The 22,648-nt window shown below is 51.8% G+C and carries 19 protein-coding genes; 7 read left to right on the forward strand and 12 right to left on the reverse strand.

Annotated features, from left to right (window positions below; translation table 11 throughout):
* The 7 genes from ACQE3D_RS17470 to ACQE3D_RS17500 all read left to right on the forward strand — a co-directional run bounded on the left by ACQE3D_RS17470 (position 1) and on the right by ACQE3D_RS17500 (position 7,567).
* Positions 1-1,143 (forward strand): hypothetical protein, encoded by a 1,143-nt coding sequence (locus ACQE3D_RS17470; protein WP_427551056.1) that lies wholly within the window; start codon positions 1-3, stop codon positions 1,141-1,143.
* The gene (locus tag ACQE3D_RS17475; RefSeq protein WP_427551059.1) at positions 1,140-2,825 is read left to right on the forward strand and encodes an ATP-binding protein; all 1,686 of its coding nucleotides are present in this window, start codon (positions 1,140-1,142) and stop codon (positions 2,823-2,825) included. Before ACQE3D_RS17470 ends, ACQE3D_RS17475 begins: the two co-directional genes overlap by 4 nt.
* Complete coding sequence (locus tag ACQE3D_RS17480) at positions 2,818-3,396, forward strand: hypothetical protein (RefSeq protein WP_427551062.1); 579 nt, start codon at positions 2,818-2,820, stop codon at positions 3,394-3,396. Before ACQE3D_RS17475 ends, ACQE3D_RS17480 begins: the two co-directional genes overlap by 8 nt.
* Positions 3,393-4,865, forward strand: coding sequence for a protein kinase domain-containing protein (locus ACQE3D_RS17485; protein ID WP_427551063.1), 1,473 nt, complete (start codon positions 3,393-3,395; stop codon positions 4,863-4,865). Before ACQE3D_RS17480 ends, ACQE3D_RS17485 begins: the two co-directional genes overlap by 4 nt.
* Positions 4,866-5,063: 198 nt before the next feature.
* Positions 5,064-6,095, forward strand: coding sequence for a nucleoid-associated protein (locus ACQE3D_RS17490; RefSeq protein WP_427551064.1), 1,032 nt, complete (start codon positions 5,064-5,066; stop codon positions 6,093-6,095).
* Positions 6,082-7,233, forward strand: a complete 1,152-nt coding sequence (locus tag ACQE3D_RS17495) for a hypothetical protein (protein ID WP_427551065.1) — start codon at positions 6,082-6,084, stop codon at positions 7,231-7,233. The genes ACQE3D_RS17490 and ACQE3D_RS17495 overlap by 14 nt, the downstream gene beginning before the upstream one ends.
* Positions 7,234-7,246: 13 nt before the next feature.
* Positions 7,247-7,567, forward strand: a complete 321-nt coding sequence (locus tag ACQE3D_RS17500) for an HU family DNA-binding protein (RefSeq protein WP_427551767.1) — start codon at positions 7,247-7,249, stop codon at positions 7,565-7,567.
* Between the two features lie 12 nt (positions 7,568-7,579).
* On the opposite strand, the gene traN is transcribed toward ACQE3D_RS17500, so the two are convergent.
* The 12 genes from traN to traA all read right to left on the reverse strand — a co-directional run bounded on the left by traN (position 7,580) and on the right by traA (position 22,546).
* Positions 7,580-10,357 carry a conjugal transfer mating pair stabilization protein TraN gene (traN, locus tag ACQE3D_RS17505; protein ID WP_427551066.1) on the reverse strand — a complete coding sequence of 926 codons (2,778 nt, stop codon included), beginning with the start codon at positions 10,355-10,357 and terminating at the stop codon, positions 7,580-7,582.
* A 211-nt stretch (positions 10,358-10,568) separates the two neighbouring features.
* Positions 10,569-11,081: a hypothetical protein gene (locus ACQE3D_RS17510; protein ID WP_427551068.1), complete on the reverse strand. Its 513-nt coding sequence runs from the start codon at positions 11,079-11,081 to the stop codon at positions 10,569-10,571.
* Positions 11,071-13,152, reverse strand: coding sequence for a hypothetical protein (locus ACQE3D_RS17515; RefSeq protein WP_427551070.1), 2,082 nt, complete (start codon positions 13,150-13,152; stop codon positions 11,071-11,073). The genes ACQE3D_RS17510 and ACQE3D_RS17515 overlap by 11 nt, the downstream gene beginning before the upstream one ends.
* A gap of 5 nt (positions 13,153-13,157) precedes the next feature.
* Positions 13,158-15,005: a hypothetical protein gene (locus ACQE3D_RS17520; RefSeq protein ID WP_427551073.1), complete on the reverse strand. Its 1,848-nt coding sequence runs from the start codon at positions 15,003-15,005 to the stop codon at positions 13,158-13,160.
* Complete coding sequence (locus ACQE3D_RS17525) at positions 14,998-16,311, reverse strand: tyrosine-type recombinase/integrase (protein ID WP_427551076.1); 1,314 nt, start codon at positions 16,309-16,311, stop codon at positions 14,998-15,000. Before ACQE3D_RS17525 ends, ACQE3D_RS17520 begins: the two co-directional genes overlap by 8 nt.
* Before the next feature lie 199 nt (positions 16,312-16,510).
* Positions 16,511-17,539 carry a TraU family protein gene (locus tag ACQE3D_RS17530; RefSeq protein ID WP_427551078.1) on the reverse strand — a complete coding sequence of 343 codons (1,029 nt, stop codon included), beginning with the start codon at positions 17,537-17,539 and terminating at the stop codon, positions 16,511-16,513.
* Positions 17,536-18,672, reverse strand: coding sequence for a TrbC family F-type conjugative pilus assembly protein (locus ACQE3D_RS17535; RefSeq protein WP_427551080.1), 1,137 nt, complete (start codon positions 18,670-18,672; stop codon positions 17,536-17,538). The genes ACQE3D_RS17530 and ACQE3D_RS17535 overlap by 4 nt, the downstream gene beginning before the upstream one ends.
* A 61-nt stretch (positions 18,673-18,733) precedes the next feature.
* Positions 18,734-19,300 carry a signal peptidase I gene (lepB, locus tag ACQE3D_RS17540; protein ID WP_427551081.1) on the reverse strand — a complete coding sequence of 189 codons (567 nt, stop codon included), beginning with the start codon at positions 19,298-19,300 and terminating at the stop codon, positions 18,734-18,736.
* Positions 19,278-19,595 (reverse strand): hypothetical protein, encoded by a 318-nt coding sequence (locus ACQE3D_RS17545; protein WP_427551082.1) that lies wholly within the window; start codon positions 19,593-19,595, stop codon positions 19,278-19,280. Before ACQE3D_RS17545 ends, lepB begins: the two co-directional genes overlap by 23 nt.
* A complete protein-coding gene (traC, locus tag ACQE3D_RS17550; protein ID WP_427551083.1) occupies positions 19,585-21,999 on the reverse strand; it encodes a type IV secretion system protein TraC in 2,415 nt (804 codons plus the stop codon). Before traC ends, ACQE3D_RS17545 begins: the two co-directional genes overlap by 11 nt.
* A complete protein-coding gene (locus ACQE3D_RS17555) occupies positions 21,996-22,235 on the reverse strand; it encodes an RRXRR domain-containing protein (RefSeq protein WP_427551084.1) in 240 nt (79 codons plus the stop codon). Before ACQE3D_RS17555 ends, traC begins: the two co-directional genes overlap by 4 nt.
* An 11-nt stretch (positions 22,236-22,246) precedes the next feature.
* Complete coding sequence (traA, locus tag ACQE3D_RS17560) at positions 22,247-22,546, reverse strand: TraA family conjugative transfer protein (protein WP_427551085.1); 300 nt, start codon at positions 22,544-22,546, stop codon at positions 22,247-22,249.
* Positions 22,547-22,648: the final 102 nt, after the last annotated feature.

A 22,648-nucleotide genomic window follows, 5' to 3' on the forward strand; every position in this document is an offset into this window, starting at 1 on the left:
ATGAAGACAACCAATCTCGCACAGGCATTGGCTATCGATAGCCAATTGCGATTGCCTGGCAGCGCAGGTCGCCTGCTAAAGCAGATTCGCGATATTGAACAGGTAGCCCCCTTGTTCCGAGACGCCGGGCTAATTAAAGCAGTGAAAGCACCGTCGGTGGTAAACCTGACCGTTTCAGGCATTGCCAGTCATTCATGCATTCACCGGGCGTTGGGTGGTTTTATCTACGCGTCTGCAGCGGTACGGACTGACCTTGCAATACAGGATAATAAGGTTAGCACCACCGGATCTGATTCAGTCTCCGAGCTGGATGATATTGACTTTGAGGCCCAACGAAAACGCTTGGATTTGGTCGAGATGCGTCACTGCTATGCCCTCGTCGAGCGGCTATTGCAGCAAGGAGCAAGTGCCAATCTGATCCTGATCGATACGCCGCTATTTATTGATCGCGATATGGTGCCGCTGAAGCGGAATGTGCGGCATTGGGCCGAATATGAGAAGACGCGGGATGCCATCGAACGCTTTTGGCAGAACCACCGAAAGGATCTATTTCCTTGGAATCCGGATGGTCCGGTGCTCGCCAGCATTTTGGCGGAGCGGTTTTCCGCCATCGTCAGTATTGCGCGGCAGGATTTACGCACCGAAGACGGTCGCAAGCACATTTTGACGGCAGATGGGTTTGTACCGGAGGCCACATCAATGTTTGAGGGATTGGAAGACCGTTTGATGGGTATTGGCGATACTCGGTTTATCAACGGCATATTGGGCAATTTTGCTCGGACCATCGCCTTTCGGATGACTGAGAACCGATCACGGATGGAACCCGCGAGTGAAGTAGGCCAAGGTGTTATTGGATTTCATTTCCGTAGCGCACGCGCAAGCCAAATCAAGATGGCCCAATTGGCAGGTGAAGAAGCAGATTGGAACGCCTCTTTGTTGGATACCGTGGCATCAAGACTGATGATTCTGGACATGCAGAGCCAGAAGAAAGCCATGCCGTTGCCACAGCTGCTCAGTCGACAACAATTGAATATTTTAGAAAAGTTCTCCGCCTACTACCGGCAGGGATTAAACGAAGCACTACGGAATAATGACGTCGAGAGCACGTGGTTGTCCGGTCTCGACGAAGGATTTGAATCATGAAACATAAAGTACTTGGAAAACTGGTTGGCAACACCGGTGATGCTTCACAACTGACGATGGTTGTTCAGAATTCATTTTCGGTGCGCCGTGGTGAGTTTGTTCGCATTATGCATCAGGAGCGTGCTGATGAAGGTGTGGTGCCTGTACTTGGTCGAGTTACTCGGATCACCCGAACTAACATGCTTTTTAATGCGGGCTTTGGTGACGGCGTGACCGAATTGGAATTGCTTCCCGGTGCCAGTGTTACGGGGGAGAACCTCTATGCCAATGTCGAACTGGTTGGCTATCGAGACCCGGTTTCACGGCAGATCAAAATTCCGCGACGTCCACTTGACCCCGGCGCTGCCGTTGAAACGGTGGATTTTCAGTTTTTAAGTGACTTTTACGAGTTCAATGAACACACCAGTTTGCACTTGGGAAATCTCGTTGGTTATGAACGTGGTGAAAACACGGTACCGGTCTTTCTGGATGTAAACAAGCTGGTTACCGAGCATATGGCTGTATTGGCGATGACGGGGTCAGGTAAATCGTACACAGTTGGCCGGATTATTGAACGTTTGGTTGCACTGAATAATGGGACCGTTGTGGTTTTTGATCCGCATGGTGAGTACGGCAAGGCCCTATCCAAGGGGACATTGAATTTTTCCGATGGTCTTACCAATGCTGAGGATAGTCGTGATCGGACTGTGCTTCCCAAAATCCGCGATACATTAGAGCGCTTGCAAAATGCAGGAGCAGGGATTCAGGTGTATACACCGCAAAACGAGTCGTTTAAACACAAGTATGCCGGCAAGAACACCCAACTTGCCTTACAGTTCGATCACTTTGAAATGGACGATGTTGCGGAAATTCTGCCCGGCTTAACCGAGCCACAGCAGCGGGTCCTTGATGTTGCGCTCCGCTATTGGCGCACTGCTGATAAGACGGAGCCGCGAGACATCAATCGCCTTCGCCACTTATTGGGAGACGGAATTGATGAACTAAGGGAATGGGATGACCTGTCTGAAGCCGAAGGCAAAGCGTTGAACGGTCGCAGTGCGGCGGTGACCTCAATGAAATTGTCGCGGGTACTTAATGAGGCGCAGAGTTTCTATTCAGCCGCTATGTCTGAGCCTACCGACATTTACAAAATGGTCGGACGTCCTTCGAATAAGCAAGGCCGGCTTGTTGTCATTGATCTGCAAGGGTTGAGTGATACGGCCAAACAGGTCATCTGCGCACTGCTCTCTAGCGAGATTCTTCGAGCAGCTTCTAGTAAGACTGATCCACTCCGTCCTTGTTTTCTGGTTTATGAGGAAGGACACAATTTTGCACCTGCCGGTGGAAATGCTGTCAGCCACCGTATCATCAAGAAAATTGCTGGCGAGGGCCGAAAATTCGGCGTTGGCTTTGCCATCGTGAGTCAAAGGCCATCGAAGCTGGATGCGGATGTGACTTCGCAGTGCAACACCTTGATCACCATGCGACTAAAAAACCCCGATGATCAGCGCTTCATCGCAAAGGCATCCGATATGGTCAGCAAGGCCGATTTGGATGAATTACCCAATCTATCAACCGGTGAGGCGTTGGTTTGTGGCCGATCTATTCCAGCACCGCTTTTGGTTAAAGTTGGTGGTAAAGCTCTAATTCACGGTGGTGAATCGCCCGAGGTTCTGCGCGTTTGGGGAAGTTTTGGTGACTGATCTCCCTGCGCGTATCTGCGCCGAAATGTCGTCGTTGGATTTTGTTGATCACAGCTATCCAATGTTAAGCAACTGGGGCGTTCGCGACCAAGATGTCTTGGTTCATAGTCTTGGCTGCAGTGCCTGGAATAAGCTTGGTTCTGATCTTGGCTTTATGGCTGTGACTGAGTGTCCTGTACCTATGACGCATGGTGCGGATATTCGTTCCGACTCTACCTGGTTTAATCGTTCTCAGCGAACACCGGATGTATTAATTGAATTCGAACGCTTCGATGGAACTGATCGGGGACAGAAAAAACTCGACGAAAAGCTTTGCAATCTACTTGAAGCATCCATGAGGTGGGGAAATGTCCCTTCAGTGCTGATTCTTTCGGCATGGAGCAAAGGTGTTGTCTCTGCACCGGACAAAGAGGTATTTCTGCAGAGATGTCGCCAAGGCTTTAAATCTTCGGTCGGCGCCCAGGTGCCTGCAATACGTAACACAGCAGTGCTGTTTAGTCGGTTTATTTTTGATATTGAACGCAGTGGGGTTTTGCTTCTGAAACAGATCCGTTGTGAGAGGTTGCTGTGAATATAAAGTCTGCGCATTTTTTGCCCGGTACCAACAAACGTCTGGGCGATAAATATCTTTTGCTGGAATGTCTAGGGGATGGCAGTCATGGCTGGGTGTGGCGGGCCGAAAGACTGGCTGATGGCGCGATCGTGGCGGTGAAGATACCCAAGGATCTAACAAAAGACGACCGCCTGCTTGCTGAGGGCAAAGAACTCCTGACAATAGATGCCCATCCCAATATTGTTCGCATTTACGATATGGGGCGAATTCCGCCAGAGAACGAGTGGTTCTTTATCGAGATGGAGTATTTTCCAAGCCAAAGTTTCGCTCAAAAACTGGAGCAAAGGAATCAAAACTTTGGCAACACATTCGAGCGATTGTTTGGAATGTATGCACAAGTTCTTGATGCGGTCGGATTTCTGGCAACGTTGCCTACGCCCATCTCGCATGGCGATATAAAGCCGCACAACATTTTAGTGGGTGCAGCAGATTTGGTGAAATTAACCGACTTTGGAAGCTCCGCGCTGCCAGAGGAAATTTATGTCCGTACCAGAGAAAATGGCGGCACGGTTTTGTACGCCGCGCCCGAATTCTCGGATAGCGTATCGCGTAAAGGGTCGTTTGAAGAATTGCTGAGGGGCGATATCTACAGTCTTGGTGTTCTTTTGTACCAGTTACTGACCGGACAGCTTCCCCATGACACGCCGTCCCAAGTGCGGCGCCATGCACCATTTAAGCGTCCAAGCGAAATCAACGCTAATATTGTCATTTCAGTTGACGAATTAATTCTTCGCTGTATGGCAAGAGAGCCATCGGACAGATTCCCTGATATTGAAACCCTGAGCTCCGCTTTTGAGTTGGCAAGACAGCACCAACTAAATAACCCGCAATACGCAATTTCACCATCTAGTGGAAATGTAATTACTGATTGGTCGACTTCAGTAATTAATGCCTTGGAAACGCAGGATTACCTAAAAGCGGCAAAAATAGCTGAGTCAGAATTCTCCCGTACGCACGACTTTGGCGCGCTGCTTCAGCATCTGAATGCACTTTATCGTGCGAATAGGTTGTTTGAGTTTCAGGAAACATTTGATCGCGAATTTAAGAGCAACATTGAAGGCACCGATTTCAAAGCGATACGGTTGCTCGCTATCAAGGTGTTTTTGACCCTTCGAAAAACTGACCGCGTAAAAATACTCTTAAAGGAAGCTAATGCGTTGGATGGCGAATCATTGGAACTGGATTTTTTATTGGCAACCTTGTTTGGCTTGGAAGCCAACTTCCCCGCAGCACGTGAAACGCTAGAGACAATCAATCGTAAGTCTCCGAGCAAACCACAGGTTTTGATCCGACTAATTCAAGTTTGCGAGCAAATGCGTGACTATTCTGCCGCCGTCGGATACTTAAAACATGCTCTGCGTGTGACTAGAGAATCAACAGAGTTGGAAGCCAAACGGCAGCGCTATCAGGAATTGGGTTTGTGGTAATAGGATCAAATTGCCGCAACAAACTGGATCTGGGTTGTGAGTACCGGGTTTAGTTTGGAATGGGTCTAAATTCTTTACGATTTGCCTGACGCTGCCTGGCAAATTCGAAGATGCCTGCTCGAATTAAGGTACTAATCGCCTCTCAGATAATTTAGGCCACATCCAGTTAATGGAATTAATATTCGTTGGAGCATATAAATGATTATTCAGGAAGCAATCGTCCATCGGTTTGATAAGGACAGGCACAAACCGTCGGTAGCTAAAATGCGGGATGAGATCTTACCAAATGAAGACAATCTACAAAATTTGGTGGGTGGGATTCGAGATGTATTTAATCGAACCATGACTCGTGGTTATGGTGCCTTCATAATCGGTGAGGTTGCTTACCCCTTTCCGGATTTGCTCGATAAATACCTAACAGACCAACAAGGGCTTGGGGTATTCACTCTGGGGCTGAAAACCTGCTATCAGAAAGCCATCGACAGTGCGTCACTTGCCACTGGGGGCTACCTATTTTTTGCTCGTTACCAAGAAAATGGCCATGATTTCATGTTCGTGGTGTCACTCAAATTAAAGGCTGGCACAGGCATAGACGACACCACGCTAACTATTAATAAAACGGTCAATTTCGATATTGATCATCTTCATGAAGCGGCAAGAATTAATATAACAGCATGGAAAGCCGGGAGCGAACGGTACGTGACATTTATTAAAAAACGACGTGGTGGTGAAGATAGTAAAAGTGCTACGGAGTATTTTCGGGATTTTCTTGGTGTCACAGAATTAACCGAATCGGCCGAGCAAACCAAACTTTTACTCCAGGTTGTCAGGGACTATTGTGAAGAAAAGCAATTTGATGTCGACAAAGCGCGAGAAATACGCCAAAGGGTTCATGCCTACTGTGTCGAATGTACCAAGGAAAAGAAAGGCATTAGTCTGGACGCATTGTCTATGCGGCTCGACGACCAACAGCCTGCAAGATTCTCTGAATTTGTTACGAGTAAAGAATACCCGCTTGGCGATGGCTTTGAACCGAATAGTCGAATCTACCGCGGTTTGCGACGCCATCGGATTAAGGATTCAAAGTTGACATTGGATTTCGAAGAGTCGATTCTAGGCTCGCGTGTCATCTATGATGACCTTACGGAAACGCTGATTATCAAAGATTTGCCTTTGGAATTTAAACAACGCTTGAAACCGACATCAACTGAAAGCGATGACCCAACTTGATTTGGTTGTAAGACTATGCCGAGAATTGACTGCTTCCTATGTGGAGGACGCGTTACTTCATGGTTGTATCGATAGTCTTACGGCCGAAACACTTACAGTTCTGAGGAAATTAGATGCTGACGGCCATTACATGTTGCCAACAGCCTTTGATGAACAGCGAGCGCTTGGTCAGCCATTTAAAGTTAGAGACGTTGCGGTTCCACGTCTACCCGAGATGTTTTTTGCGAGTACTTGGGATGAGCTTTTACAACATCATAGCTTTCGTTTTGTTAAGCCGAAATCATATTTTGTCCTCGAAACAAATTTCTATTCGGCCGACGCCATTCAGGATCAATCTGCCGATCGATATTCACAAGTTGTCGATTTAATAAAATTGCTGGAAGAGATTGCCGATGTTTCTAAGCCTAGTGCAGGTCGCCTTGCATTAGTTTTCATGGTCAAGGAGAAATTCGAGTTAATTATTGATTATGGGGCAGCCGACCTTAGAGAGCTTTCCGAGTTAGACAGCGTGCGTAACGAATTTATCGTTGACGATGCTCATACTGAGCAGCGTAAAAGTATTCTCAAGTCTGCGCTGGTGGAAATGCTGAAAAATGTACCCGGTGATGAGCGATTTAGGCATCTACTTACCGTGTTTGACGAACTCAAACGGCGGGCTCGCGATAACTACCAACTTTATGTTGCCGGATTTTCTTTTGAGAAAGTGCGAGAGGAAGTTCAGGAAAACCGCTTGGAATACACCTTGAAATTGAACAAGGTGTTTGCGGAGATTCAAAATCAGCTTTTAGCCGTTCCTGCTGCGCTGTTGTTAGTGGGGTCTCAGATGGACGAGAAAGCGGGAGATTCATTAAAAAATTGGGCTCTTTGGTTTGGAGCGCTAATTTTTACTGGCTTTATGAATATGCTTTTAAGGAATCAGCGTCATAGCCTGAAAGCGATTAATGATGAAATAAGCGAATTAAAAGAAAAGTTGACAGTTGAACACGCCGCGTTGGCTACTAAATTGATGCCAATGTATGGCGAACTCGACAAACGCTATAAACAACAGAAAAACTCCTTGTTATTTGTGGAAATTTTGATAGCGGGAGTTTTGCTCTTTTGCACTTTCTTGTTTGGTCGATACAGCAAATTTTGGTAAAAATGCCGATCAAATTAATGACAGAACAAATCTATTTTTATATCCCTTAGGAAATTATTCAATGAACAAATCCGACCTCATAGACGCCATCGCCAGCCACGCTAACCTGACCAAAGCTGACGCCGGCAGGGCCTTGGATGGTATTACCCAATCTATCCAAATCGCATTAAAAGCCGGCGACTCCGTGGCTTTGGTGAGCTTCGGTACCTTCGAAGTGAAAGAGCGTGCCGAGCGTTCGGGTCGTAATCCCCAAACCGGTGAAGCGATTACGATTGCCGCCGCAAAATTGCCATCCTTCAAAGCCGGTAAAGGCTTGAAAGATGCGGTTCAGTAACTTTTAGGCCTCTCATTGCGGCCCCATGCCCCAGCCCTCCAGTTCCGATTGCCGTTTGACCGTGGGGACATCCAGATCAGTCATGCGGCCTTGGGTGCGGGTTAAGGTATCCTGTCGACCACTGGAGGCTGCACCGTATTTCTGCGGATTGAGTCGGCTGCCGGTTCCGGTGAGTTGATCCAGATTGAGCATGGACGCGGCATTGGCGGCGGATGGCAAATGCCCTGTCTGCGCCAGAATTGCCAACCATTCGTCGAGATTAACTTGAGTCCAGTCCACGCGGTCCAGGTCCGTGACTTTGATGCCGGTACAACTGGGACTTTCCGGCGCACCAAAGTCCATGCCCAGCTGCGGTTTGATTTGTTCGTTGAGGATACGTGCTAGCGGTGAGTTGTAGCAGCAGTAGCTTTCCTTGCGGACCATGCAAACGCCCAATACCTTGCTTTCACAATAGGTACCCAGATCCTTGCAGACTTTCAGTTGCTTCTTGGCCGCCAGTTCATATTCGGGTTCCTCGCAGGCATACACCATCTGGATAATCATGATGATGATCATCACTACCGTATAAGCTGTCATCAAGGTGCTGAGCAGTTGTCCTGCCACTGCCGCGCCGCCGCCTAATTGCACACCACCCGATTGTGCGGCGGGCGTCAGATTGCCTGCAGCATCAAAGGCTGCCTGGCCACCGGCGCTGAACAAGGCATTACCGGCGGCTTCACCAAAGGTCTGGCCAATCCATTCTGCAACGGACTTCATCAATTCACCTTTGAGTGAATCCAGTAAACCTTGCGAGGCAATGTCGCTGGTACTGAGCATGTCGGTACCGACCAAGTCATTTACCGTCGAGGCAAAATCCGCCTGAAAGCTGTTCCAGGCATCGCCGGCCAACGTGAATGGGGTACGCATAGTTTCCCAGGCGCCGCGAATCGCCGAGGTACTGTCCATGGCCATTACCGCGCTGTCCATTTGACTAGTGGCGATCAATAAATCGATGTAACGTCCCAGCCCCATCGCACCCGAGGGCGTTTCGCAGCAATCGACCAGACTGAGTGCGCCGCCGACCATTTTGCAACTGGCGGGTTTGCCTTGAAATACCTGACAGGTAGTCGGATCCTTTTGCTGCAAATCGGCATTGGCATAGTCACAATGTAAATCCATCGCCATTTGCTGGGCGCTATTGAGTAAGGCGACCGCCTTGCTGAAATCCTGGCTTTGTGTGCGATTCACGCTGATGCACTCTTCGCCCATACAGCGGATCGGTCCGGCGCATTGTTGTTGGGTGTTGCTTTGAATGCCGGGAATGCCCACCGTTTGCCCGCAATCGTAGGTATCGACGCTGTCCCAGCAAGTGCCTGAAGCCAGCACACTGGTACATTGGCTTTTGATGAACGAGCAGCCTTGGGTTTCCAACGACGCGCAGGTTTTGTTGGGTATCCCGTTCGCCGGCGGCTCCAAACAGTGGGTGCCGGCGGTATCGGTCCAACATTGCCCATACTGATTCAAATCGCAATGCCCTGAGGCCTGAATAGCCATGCAAGTATTGCGAATCCCTGACGAACTGGCCACTGGGGCTTGCGCCAAATCCGAGCCGCAGACCATGACTTGCGACGTAGGATCGACGTAACAACCCGACGCATTGGCCGGATCGTTCGTGCAACTCAATTGGCTGCCAGCCTGGCAAATGCCATCGCTAATCGCATTCGCCAGATTCTGGCAATTCGGTCCGTTCCAGCTCCATTGATCCTGGGTAATCAGTTTTGACAGGTCATAACGCAGCCGAATCCGCGAATAACCTTCGCCGCGTCCGGACACGCGGGTTTCTTCCTTGAACACCTTGATGCCGCTACTGTTGAAGGCATACAGCACATTGGTGTTGGGGTATTCGTTCCAACTGGTGTAAAGCTCGCAATCGCCGAACCAGCCGCTGGCACCGGTATAGATCAATTGATTGTCGTAATAGACACGGGTGTGGTCATCGTATTTGACGTACTCCAGCGTGGCACTGGTGATGGCTTCCGGATGCAAAACCTCGTATTTGACCTGCCAGGTAAACAAGCCACAATCCGATTCCCAGTAATTGTCACCGACCCGGCCGACATACAAATCCATGCAGCCCGGCCCGCAACTGGAAAAACCGCCATCCCCACTGACAAAACGGATCAAGGGCTGTACATTGACTTGGTGGGTAGCGGTACAGCTTTGCGGTACCGTCGGTTGCCGCAGACAGAGCTGATAATCCGGGACTCGCGCCGATTGCAGGGTGTCGGTTTGGGTCGTGGTGGTCGTGCAGTCCGAGAACGACTGTGCCCATGGGGTAAAATCGGCAAACACCTGATCGCCGGCTTGCCAGATCGGATCGGCATGTAAGTCCGGATGCGACTGGTGAGCGTTGTCGATCAGGGTACGGTAGGCTTCACCGGTGAAGCTGGTTTCGCCGTTCAGAGCAGTCTGTGCGTCCAACCCGGCTGCGATCGTTCCGGGGTTGTTGCCGTAGAGATTAGCAAAATCGCTGGTCGTGGTAGATGCGCTATTTGTATCCGGAAACAGCGTGCCAATCGAAATGGCGCTTTCCTGAGCCGTCCCCGGATTCAAGGTCAGCGTACCGTTGCCGGTATCGAGCGGGAATGCAAAACCGCCGATGACTTGCTGACCCAGTTGCTGGCCATCGCGCCCAGCCGCCTGAATCGCATCCGCCCAGGAAACACCATATGGTGTCCAGGCCATGGTTACGCACAACACGGCAGCCAGGCTTTGTATGGCGAATGCTTGGGGATCAAAGAATTGTTTCATCGCCTCATAAACCCACGCAACAGTTTCTATTGGACGAAGGTGTCCACGAAACACCTGTATCCCTTGCAGAGCATGGGTTACAGCAGTAAGTGCCGGATCTAAACTGTTCATGGGCCAATCCCAACATGGGAACTTGCCGAGACCGATGATAGCCGGTGGATCGGTGCCGGCGGAAGCCGGTTGATGCTTTATATGAGATAAATAATTGCACTCACTCCTCCTGGGGTGTCGGAAAAGGTAAAATTTCGCCGCGTTCAGATGGAATGCTCGCGCCGGCAAGCTGATCTGATGGTTTTTCGGATCGGTTGGCCATGCGTTCGGCTTTGCGCAGCGCCCGTTGGGTGTCGATTTCCAATTGACGGAGCCGGACTATCAGCGCAGCATTTTCCGTGTCGCGTTGACCCAGTTTTCTCCGTAGCTCGGCGTTCTCTTCGCGCAGGTGCCGGATGACCATTTCGGCGTTTGTTGTTGGCGCAACTGGTGCTTTCAATGCCATGATGCGTGTCCTGATGCGAGGGTATTTGCAACCGTCGTGTCCAATCAGGGTTCGGCTGTGACCGGCTTCCTGGGCAACCACCGAAACGTTGATTTTGAGCGTGCCTAACTTGGCTTGTTTGGCGAGCTTTGGGTCTAGCGGTGCACCTCCCTCCAGGCGTTCAAGCGCATCCTGGAAGTCTTGCTCGATCGGGTCGATGGGGGGTGGTGTTTTGGCGTTACGCGTCATGGCCGTTCTCCCCGATGTCTTCACCTAGTACGTGCAGAATGGCCGCCGCTTGCCGCGCCCGCTGACGAGCGACATAAAACTCGTCACCACGGCCGATGCGTTCGGCATTCTCCACGGCTAGTTGATTATCCAAATAGCGTTTACGCCAGAACCCAGCGCTTTCCCGGTCGATCAGGAAACATTCGCAACCAACGCAAACCGACGGTTCGCGGTATTGGAAATTCGGATTCGAGTCCTCCCAATGTGTAGTGCCGGCGATCTGATGGCAACGTGCCGATTCCGGTTTCAACTCGATCAGGCATTTCCCATGGTCAGCGAACCAAATTCTAAAATCGTGCTCGACGACTTCGTGTTCCAGGTTGCTAAGGATTCGTTCCGGAGTCTTGTCCTGCATGGATGCTCTAACCGACTTTCGATGGGCTTCGAGCCATGGTGCCATGTTGCCGGCATAGGTCGCATCACCCGTTGCGGCTTCATACAGCAACCTTACGGTCAAACGAGCCCGAGCATCGGACATGGCTTCAATGATTTCCGGATCGCGACCGATGTAGCCTTGCTCGGTCATGGCCAGAGACAGGTGTTTGAAATGCTGGCTTATGTGCGGCAGCATGCGGCTATCCACCTGGATGACATACAGCGCAAAGGTTTTCCGCCACTGGTGCGTGCGTAGCGAACGCCCATCCCGGTACGCGTCTAGCTCAGGGCTGGGCGGTAATGCTTGCCAATCGACATAGCGGCGCAGAAAATCCTTTTGGCCGAGATTGACATTCTGACTGAAGGGACGCCCAACCGATCGTTGGTTTTTCGGCAGCCCGCGGCTAGCGCAAAACGACACGATCAGATGCTGGCATTCGCCTAATTGACGCCATGGGCGAAACAATCGTTCGAGTACGACTAATGCCCTGACCGGGGGCGGAAGATATTGACTGTCGGTGGGGCGAGCGCCGACGATCCATTCCACCGGTCTGCCATGGATTTTGGCGGCCAGGCTTTTGAGATAAAAAATGGTATTCAAGCCGGTTTTTGACGGGCGTTGTTGCAGGCAGGACGGCAATCCGCTGTCGGGATCGATACCGGCTTTTAGGCCCATCACTTCACTGATGCGTAAACCGACATGGCTTTGTAACACGATGATGCAGGCAATCCGAATATCCAGGATCAGCGATCGGATGGCGGCAACGAAATCAACTTGCCCAGCGCCTCTTCGCGGTTGAGTGTCGATGACGTCATGCCAAGGTACTGATTCACCAGCAAGCACCGAAAACTGGAATGAATGGACGGCCCGGCGAGCGGCATCGGTTCTAACCGGCAAACTGTGGCCTGGCCCTTTGTGATTGCCAGGTCCGCCTTGTGCATAAGCTGCAAGATAAACTTCCTGCAGCTTGATCACGTCATCGGCAGGTACCCCGATCAACCGCTCTGCTGCTGTCATGATCGGCAATGCCACTGCATCCGGTAAGGGCGGAATGAAATCACGCTGGCGATTCGTGATGCGTTTGGCAACATCGAAGGGATTGCGGCCGTCAAACGGCGGCTCCGGCATCGGGCTGACGCCGGATTCCCGCAATGCGCCACTTTGCTTATACAGCAGCGTCAAAATATGGAGCCGTTGCCAGACCCAACCCTCATGCAAGGAGGAATATTGCTTATCGCTCCCCGTTATGGCGACGTGTTCGACGTATTCCCAACTGGCATGGTTGTCCAATTCATGGATAGCTCGAAAATCCTGTGTGGCCATCCAGTTGACCAGATAAGCCAACATCCGACTAATGGTTGCCATCGACGTGGTTTTCAGGCTTTTACCTTCACGGGGATCGGTCAGCAAACTCCAGACAAAGCGTCGTAAGCTGTCTAGTAACTCGGCCCATTCCGGATCCAGTAGGCTTTGTCCGTGAGGCAGTTTGATATTCCAGTTTACGGTCGCGCGATGGTCGGATTGCCCTGGGGTCGGATTATCCAGGCGCCATTGGGCGTCACTCCAGAGGCTGATGGGGGAAACACGTTGCGCGGTCAGATCATCGGCCGATAGCAAATGAATCTGGGGGTTGGTGAATGAATTGAGTGATGTCATGACGATTACTCCAGTTCAGGCAGGTCGTCCAAATCCCATTGGGCGGCTTCGTGGATCACCGTTTCATCCTGGAAACGCGGGAGCCAGTATTCGATCAGGCGTTGCAGTCTCGGTGACCACGCCGTCAACCAGCGTGCAGCCGGTAATTGGGTTTGGGCCTGTTCGATTTTGACTTTGAGCTGTAGAACACGGGCCAGCGCGTAGCCGTCCTGAAGATTCAAATGGGCTAACGCACAGCCTGGACAAGCGCCGTAAGCACTGCACAATTTGCCTTTGTCCTGACCAGGCACCGGGCTGTCATAGGGATCAAAGCAGCGCCATCCCGGTGTTGCGGCTGCCAAGTCCTGTTTGGGCGGCAATGTGCGTGGATCGATAGTGCCGTCGCTTTCTCGCCAACGGCTACGCAAGGTCATGACATCGCCGAGTCGCTCATCCTGGCGCCTGCGCGCCGCATCGGAGGTGTAATGCGAGAGTATGACCTCAGGGTGTTGATGGCCGCTGACGGCTTGTAGTGCCAGCAGATCGCCGTCAAACCAGGTATGGACATTATCCAGGCCGGTTGTGCGAACTTGCCTGAGTGTCAGATGGGGGAGTTCGTTCTCGATCAAAAAGGCTGACAAATGATTTTGCCAGGCCCCTTTGCTACCTCCCGACTTGGATTCGAAACCATGAGGCACAGACGGTTTATTCACGGGAATCCAGATGAACAACCACTCTTGCAAACGCGGCGTTGCTACTGGACGAATCCGCGCTGTCCATCGCTCGATAAACGGAATCAATACCGTCGGACTGTCTGGGGCATCCGAGATCGGAAAACTGCGATGCTGTCGGCGTCGGCTTCTCGATTTATAGGGGCGCCAAACCAAGCGTTTGACACCCTGGATTTCGATATAGGACACGTCACTTCGGCGTGTTGCAAACAGAGTTTCGCCACTGAAAAAGCTCACCATGGCTAATAACAGTAGGAACGGAACCAGATCCCTTGGCGAGGGGTGAAAGTTGGTTCTGAGTGCCGCCAGTGCTTCCGGCGTGCCGATTTGGCGGGCCAATGGTGCGTCGAGTTGCTGAAGTTTGACGAAAGACCCAATCACTGTCGGAAACAGTGTGTCCAGTCTTTGCATATGGCTTGCCAGGCTATTGGGTTCGGGGGATTCTTCGGCCAACATCATCCAGCCCTGTTCGACGGTTTGCATGATTTGCGTACATGCTTCGATACAAATGCTGTGAAGATGGACCCAATCTGCTGGCTCGATGATTTTTGTCGGATGTGCGATTTGCCGAGATGCCCCTGGCCAGGGATTGCGGCGAATATGTAAATCCTTGCTTAACTGGGATCGGTACTGCGCAGATTTCTTCAGGAAGGTAACCACGCTGCGAACCGCACCTAGGTAATGCAAACGGGTGTATGCCGCAAGCACATAGGCGCCGTCTTCCATACGGCCCAGCCATTCGATAAAACCATTGATGAATGCCGTGTTAAGGGTTGCCAGACTGGGCGCTGGCCTATCGTTGCGAGTCAGATACTGGAAAAACCCATGGTTAAGATCGTTGATAAACGTTTGCCGACTTGGTTCGGATTTATCCCCGCCCCATACGACGACCATCTCGGCAAAGGCAACGGCCAACTCCGGCGCCATCAGCCAGTTTGAAACCTCCAAGGTTTGAATGGATTCTCGACTGTGTGGTGTCGGGAAACGAATGAATAACCGACGTTTGCCATCCCCATCGGTTTCTTCACTGATCGAGGATAGGCGTTCCCGGCGAACGGCGTCGAGATCCGCCACGGTCGTACCCACGAGTTGTGCGTAGCGACTGGGGCGTGTGGAGGGGCGATCTGAAAATGACTCAGCCATGACGCATCGCCTCGAAAAACTTCATGGTGGTATCGCTGACTTGAGCTTCAAAATCCGTCACGGCGCGCAAGTAGAGATTGGTGGTCGTCGCCAACGCGGTATGCCCCAAGCGTGCCTGAATCTTTTTCCAGGGTTCCACATTGCCCTGCGACTTTTCAAACCAATACAGCCAGGTCGCAAAGGTATGTCTGAGGTCGTGGAAAACATGACGGGGTGCTTGCGTGGTATATGGTTTCCCTGTTTCCGGATCCGTTTTATGTACGGCATGCGTCAAGCCGGAGGCAAACAAAGCCTGCCGAAAATGCGCATCGATACTGCCATTTTGAATCGGTTTTCCGACATGCCGCCCGGTATGGATACCGTTCAAAAATAATGCACTCGGTTCTTTGAATTGGCCTTGCTTTTTGGCGGCTTGCAGCGCGTCCTTGCGCTCATGCTCGATGTACCAGTGCAATGCCGTTACCAGCCAATTGGGCATGAACACGACACGCGGCCTGAGACCCTTGGTTTTACTGAGCCGCAGTTTCACCACACCGAAAGGTTGGGATGCATCAGGTCGCAGATCTAGAATTTGCCAACGATTCAGTGATGAAATTTCATCCCGTCGCATGCCGGTATGGAGGGCAATTTCGGCAATCAGCCGGTCCAAGGTTGGTCGGCAATCATCGCCAGATCGTGTGCTGCCTGGCGGTAGCGGCCCAAGACAATGTGCAACCGTGCGATATTCCGTTTCAGTCAATGGTCGAACGGCATCATCGGCGCCCCGACGCGGTAACGGTAGTAAATCAGAGGTGGTACGCTGTACGGGATTTGAATGCAAATGCGCCAACGCATCGTGATCCATCGATCTGACGATTTGGCGAGTGGATTTTGAATCAAAAATCACTCCGAAAAACCCCGCCCGTCGGGCCCAGTCATAGAACTGTAATACCGTGGTCAGTCGACGGCGGACAGTGCCGACCTCATAGGGTTGATGGGTTTTGGGTGACACGGTCTGCAGCATGGCATCCCGGTAAAAACGAAGATCATCCTCACTGACTTCGTTCCAGGGTTTGGCAAACTCCGCCAGAAATGCCCACCAATCCTTCAGGTTGTAGACTGTAGCCCGCAACGTATTGGGCCTGGTATTGCCGTAACGAATGAGGAATCGATCCATTAAATAGAGTAATACCGGCTCTATGACACGTCCCGTATCATCGTCAACCAAAAATAAAAAGCCCGTTGGCAACGCACAGGATACCAATACCTCCGAGGACATGGCCGGATGCTGATCAAGGTGAATGGCTGATCGGACAATAGTGTTCACGGTGCACCTACTGATCGACAAATGACTGTGAACAGATGTTCATTGGACAATCCCGGCTGACCAATGGATAAGGCCATCGTGTGAACACTTTTATGATCGGGTTGATACCACTTGCTTTGATGAATACTCTGTTCATAATTGATCTCACATTTGTATTTTTAATCAATGTGTTAGACTGATTTATCGTGAACAGTTCGCCCTAGAATAGACAGCAGTCTTGCCACCTAAACAGGATGTATAGATGATCTTCACCCGGCCCCGGATAAGTGCGACCCGCACCCCATTTGAAAGTAGTCTCACCAATGGCGTGATTGGACTCGGTTTCGGCGACCGGATAAAACATCGACAATCGATACTGCGATTTGGGGATGAAGGGATAGATATAGCCGCCGCACAAAGCATCGTTGCCCGAGGTTTTCCAGGCCAGCCCGCGTCGATGCAAGGAGGCCGTTGCCCGCGTGGCCAATAAGCTGGTAATTCTGGGATCGGTCCCGTAACTGGTTGGCGAAATGCCAGAAAGTGGATACATATGCCCCCAGGCACCAGCACACCAGAACAACGCATCCAAAGGATTGCCGGTGGCTGCCGCTGCCGCATCAGCCACACACGCTGAAATGGCCACCGGATTGGCAAACAATGCTGTTTCCGGACTGGTGAAGAACGCCAATAAGTCGCTATTCCAGGTCGGATCCAGTTCGGAGACATACAGCAAATCGAAATCCCGGTAGCCATCGCTGTTGCAACGGCCATCCCAGAACAAATCCAGCAAAATGGTCAGCGGAAAGGCGAAATAGTGGTAATTGAAAAACGACATCTCGCTGGCATCGAAATCCGCCTTGCCGGTGGTGGCGATTAAGCGCACATTCGAGGCACTGAACTTATGACCGCTCAAGGCTGGCGAACACCAGGGATTGCGGACGATCTCGATCAGCCGAGCAGGATTCCATAGGCCCATGGTCATGCCCAGTTCCGGAATACCCATCGGATCGGTACAGAAACAAAACTTCTCATCAGTCGCGATGTTCGGTACGTTGCCACCGCCCAGCGAAGCTCCCGCCGCCCGAATCGGAAATAAACAGCTCCAGCAAATATCGGTGACCAGCTTGCCAGACCACAGTTCGGCGTCGGAGCACAACGGATCGACGCTATTGGTGGTGGTGTCGGCATAAAGCGGGGTTGCCAGTGTTATCAGACCTCCCAAAACCCAAGGGAAAACGAATCGTTTCATGACCGCTCTCCCGATGAAACAGGCAGTTTTCGTTCATGAACAATCAGACGGTTACCGGATTGTTCGATGAAAGACGGAACATGCTGTAACTGAAATCGACTGCGCACATCCGGCGTCAGCAGATACACCGGTGCCTGCAACGCGGTTTCCAAACGCTTTAAACTGTCCCAACCTTCCTGACGCGGCAGAGACGTGGCCAAATACATCACGTGGGCCTTTTTGTCCTGGCAGGACTGATGCTGAATCAGCTCAACTTGCGCCGGCACCGTGGCATCGAATACCATCAGGCATAAGCCAAACGGCACCTTGTCCAACGGATTAACGGTTTGTCCGGCACGGATGATCAGCTGACCGCTCGGCGCCGCCAAATCGCGCGGTGCGGTAATGGTCAGATCCACGCTCCGATCACGATCCTCCAGAGCCGTGGGCAAGTCTTCAAATTTTTGCTGTTCCCAAAATCGAGCGATGGCCTGTCGCTGCTTTTGCTTCCAGTCGATGGCCGCCATCCGGCGTTTGAGTTCTTCCAGCAAGTCGATTTCAGCAATCTCGCCGACATCACCCAAGGTTCCCAAATCACCCTTCTTGCCGGCTTTGAGTTGCTCGTCCAGCCAGGACAAACTACTGACGCCATGAACGTGGAAACGGGATTTCCCATCCTGTTCGACGACGATGTCCGGTACCGCCGTCACCGACCAGCGCTGAAAACGGGTGGGATCGATGACGATGTTGGGCAGTGGCTCGATACCTTTTAGCAAGCGCTTGAGGTCCGCCATCAAAGCCGGCAGTTTTTGGCCGGGTTTGGGGCCGCGAAACACCAGCAATATGTCGTCCCGGCCAGCCGCTTCTTCGAAGATGCTTTTCAGCAGGGACTCACCCAGAGAAAACGAGACGAACAACAGCGTCACTTGTTTGTTCGAAGGAGCTGTCGGCAGACCGCCTACCACTGTTGTCGATCGTGTCGATAGCGTATCTGCTCGAATTGCTTGCGAAGCGTCCAAAACTTGTTGCGCTTGGCGCTTCACGTCCAACTGTTCAGATTGGCCATTCAACCAATCTGGCCTAGTCTGGCCTTCCAATGCCTGCAAAATGGCTTGAGAACGTTGCAGCCAGGCTTCTTCAGCCTGAACCGTCATAACACCGCCGAAACAACTGAGCAAACAGACCGCCGCTTGCCGCCAAGCAAATTGAGGTGGCTCAAAACAACGCATAGGCCCGTCCAATCACTTGATGGTCGTAGACATAGCCCCAGTATCTTGAATCGAAGCTTTTGTCTGTTTTCCCGGTTACCCAATAGGCAGCGGGTGGAATGGTTTCATGACGTTTGAATTGTGTCGCCGGCTTTTTGAGTTTCTCCGTTAAAGGCAACCCGTCGATGATTCGTTCGCCGTTGATCGTGGTGTGCTGCGGGTCGACGTGAATGGTGTCGCCCGTGACGCCGGCGGCGATTTTGACGATGATCTGCCCATCCTTGAAAAATGGCGCCATGCGTTCGGCGCGAAAGGCAATCAAATCGCCGCGCCAGATGTCTTTGTTGTGAGTGTCAATCAGGTAAACCCATTTGTCCGGCAGGCAGCGATCGACCTGATCGTCGCCGCCGATGAGAAAGCGTTGGCCGATATAGCGCTCCGCGGCTAATACCAGCAACAGAATTGGTATTGCCTTGAGTAGAAACTGGCCTAATCGTTGGCGATTGGCACGGGGTGACGATGACGAATGCAACCGAGGCTTCTTCATACCGTTAGCGTCCGGCTTGTCGAACATAAACATCCTCCGGAGCAGCCACCACCGCAGTAGAATCGATCACCAGATAGCCCGCATCACTGAGCTTTCTGGCCTGAGCCTGCCAGTCATCGACGATCTTGGTCATGTGTTCCTGGCTAGCATTGGGTGGAATGCTTTGAATCAGCTTGCCGCGATCAAGTACAAACACCGGTGTGACCATATTTAATCGAGCGATGGGCTGTTGTAATTGTTGTTGCGCAGCCAGCCAGCCGCCGATGCCGCCCAGACAGACTGAAATGAAAACGGTGCTAAGCCATTGCGATTTAGGATCCATAACTATTTTCCCTGGGTTTGCTGCTGCGGTTGTCGATGAGGTGTTGAATGGCATCACCCAGGCTCAAGCCTTGCCGACGCAACTGCTTCAAGGCGTTGACGTCTTCAGGTTTGGTGGAAAACAAAATGCGTTTGTAAGGATCGACTATCAGCCGGCCGATGCCGGAACCCATCTCGGTAATGAAAAAGATTTCCGAATACGCACCGGGCAAGGTATGCACAGTTTTGAGCAACTCATAGCCACCGTCTGATAATGGCAATCGCCGATCCTGCTTCATACCTTCGATGACTTCAGCTTTTTGACCGAGCAAATACATATTGGCCGAGTTCTCAACAATCGCTCGCCCGGCGGCATTGCGATACAAGTCGTTTACCGATTGAGTGATAGTCACCGCCGCACCACCGTATTTACGAAACCGCCGATAGCCGTGCTCCATAAACTTTGCGACATCGCCTTCAGTCAGCAAATCCCAGGCTTCGTCGATGATGACGATCTTCGGTCGGTTGCGTTCACCGAGATACATTTCCTGCTGGATTTGATAGATCAGCTGCAGCAAGACCACCTGTTGCAGATGTTTGCGGCCTTTGAGTTCTTCCAGTTCCAGCACGGTAAAGTCATTGGTGAATTTGGCGTTGTTGCGGCCGTTGAAGTAACGGCCGTATTCGCCTCTAGTGGTAAAGGGAAACAACTGCTCGCCGACATCTTTTAAGCGTTGGTCGGTTTCTGCACACAGACATTTTGCAATGTCGTCCACCGACATGGATTGGGATTTTTCAGTCCACAGTTGTTTTAAGATCCGCTTGAGACCGGCGGTTTGAAAATCGGTCAGTTTCTCGGTTGGTGCGGCCATCTGGCTAACCAAGCCGGCCAGCATGTCGGCTTCCTCTTCGAAGTTCTGCACAATCTCGAAGGGGTTCATGCAAATCCCCGAACCGTGGGTGAATTTCACGAAATCGCCTTCCAGCACTTCGCAGAGGTTTTCGTAGGAACGGCCGACATCGATCGCCCAGATTTGCGCGCCTTCGGTCAGGTAGCTGACGATGATTTCGTTGGTCAGAAAAGATTTACCCTTACCGGATTCGGCGGCGATACACAGGTTGTAGTTGCCGGTGGTATCGAACAGCGATACGGCCATGTGCTCCCCGTTCCTTGAGACGAAATTCAAGGTCGGCGTGCCAGTACCGGCCCAATCGCCAAACAGGGGCAATAAAGGAATCGCATGCCGAGTGGCCAAGGTGCGATAGCGTTTCAAATCTGCAATCGCCGAACGTTCAGGACCAAAGGGTAAACAGTTCAGGAAAAACGGCAGGCAGAAATACTTGTCTTCCAACAGCTGAAAACCCAGCTCTCGAAAATAGACGCGGGCATTGGACACCGCCGCCGCTTCTTCTTGTTCGTCGCAAAACAGCAGCACCCCGAAATAAGCCCGAATCGGCCGGTCGCCGTCACGGTAGGCATCGAACAACACGTCGAAATGGTGTTTACGCTGCACCAACACCGGCAAAAACCGGGCAATCGGCGTATTGACCTGGTTGGTAATGAATTGCCGTACGCCTTCTTGTTTGGAACGTGTCGATTCGGCATCCGGGTAATGAAGAGTCAGACTGAGCAAAGCATTCTGCCGAATCCCACGCGTGCCGGAGAGAATATCGCCCAAGTAACTTTTTGCGCTGCCAAAGTAAAAATGATCGGGTGTGCGTTTGGCGGATAGGGTCTTGACGCGTTTTGTCCCTAGCCACAGACCTTTTTCATCGAGCTCGAGGGCGTTATCGTAATCCAGCAATTGGTCGCGGATCAGTTGGGTCGGATCGCACTCGGGTACCACCCGATCTTTCCAGCCGGCATCGGGCTGCCAGTTGAGAATCGTGTTCAGTATGCGAACATACTGATCGGCGCCCAATAGTTCCGGATACAGGCCGATGGTCGACAGCGATTGCTGGGTAGCGAGTTGCAATTCACTGGCACGACGGATGTCTTGTTCACTGGGTCTTGGATAGGCCATCGGCAATTTGACCGTGACCAGAATATGACTGCGCCGGAGGCGTGCTCCGGAAATCGCTTCAGGCGGTTTGGTGGTGCCTTGCCGCAAGAACTCGATACTAGCCTGGGTCATGGTTTTATAGGTCGGTTTTTGCTGTTTCAATCGCCGGGTTTGCATCACGGCCAGTGACTCTTCGATATCCGGCGAGGTCCACAGTGAAACTTGCAATAGCGTTTCGGGCGGCCAGTCCTGATTCAGTAAAACGTTGACCCGCGCGGAGACACTGGCATCGGCGCCGGTCATCGGTCGGCACAGAAAACCAAAGCCAAGGCTGCTATCGGCCATCAAAAACAGATGATGGTCGTACTCATAAGCCAGTACCGGGAACAGTTGGTCGGCACGGGGACGTTGGGCGTTGGTCATAACAGGAAATCCTCTTCGGAAAACAGCAGCACTTCGACTGGACATTCCGGATCGAGACGAATCGTAAAGGGATGCCGGCACACCAGCGATACGCGGTGGTTGCGTTTCAGCTGCCGGGCTCTGGCCGGATGGCAGGGGTTGATCGGCTGGCCATTGGCGTCTTGAACCCTAACGGTCCGCGAAGCAAGGCGGCGGTTGCCCGCCGCAGTCTCGGTATCAATCGTTGAACCGGTCATCGTGGTGAGGCCTAAATTGTGGCGGTCACGATGTTGGTGATAATGGTTGGCGCCGCAAACAGGCCGACACCACTGGCAATGCCCAATACAAAGCCCATGATGCTACCGCGCACGACACCGGCGACTAAGCCAACGATGACAAACACGATAGCGATAATGCGGCCGAGCAAGCCTTCCACCCAGCCGGTCAGTAAAGTCCAGATGGTACTGAACTCGGTACCGGCGGTACCGGCCATGGCATCATTGGCCATCAACATAAACAATAACGATGCCAGGGCCATCAAGACCCCGCTTCGATATGACGTTTTCATCAAAAATATCCTCATTCAAGTTAAAAGACGGTTGCCCGTCGAATCTCGGACGGTTAGTCCGGCAGGTTTTTAAGCGGTTGCCCGCTCAGTCTCGCAGGGTGT

This window comes from Methylomonas sp. MS20 (genome assembly GCF_050275925.1).
Taxonomy (GTDB): domain Bacteria; phylum Pseudomonadota; class Gammaproteobacteria; order Methylococcales; family Methylomonadaceae; genus Methylomonas; species Methylomonas koyamae_A.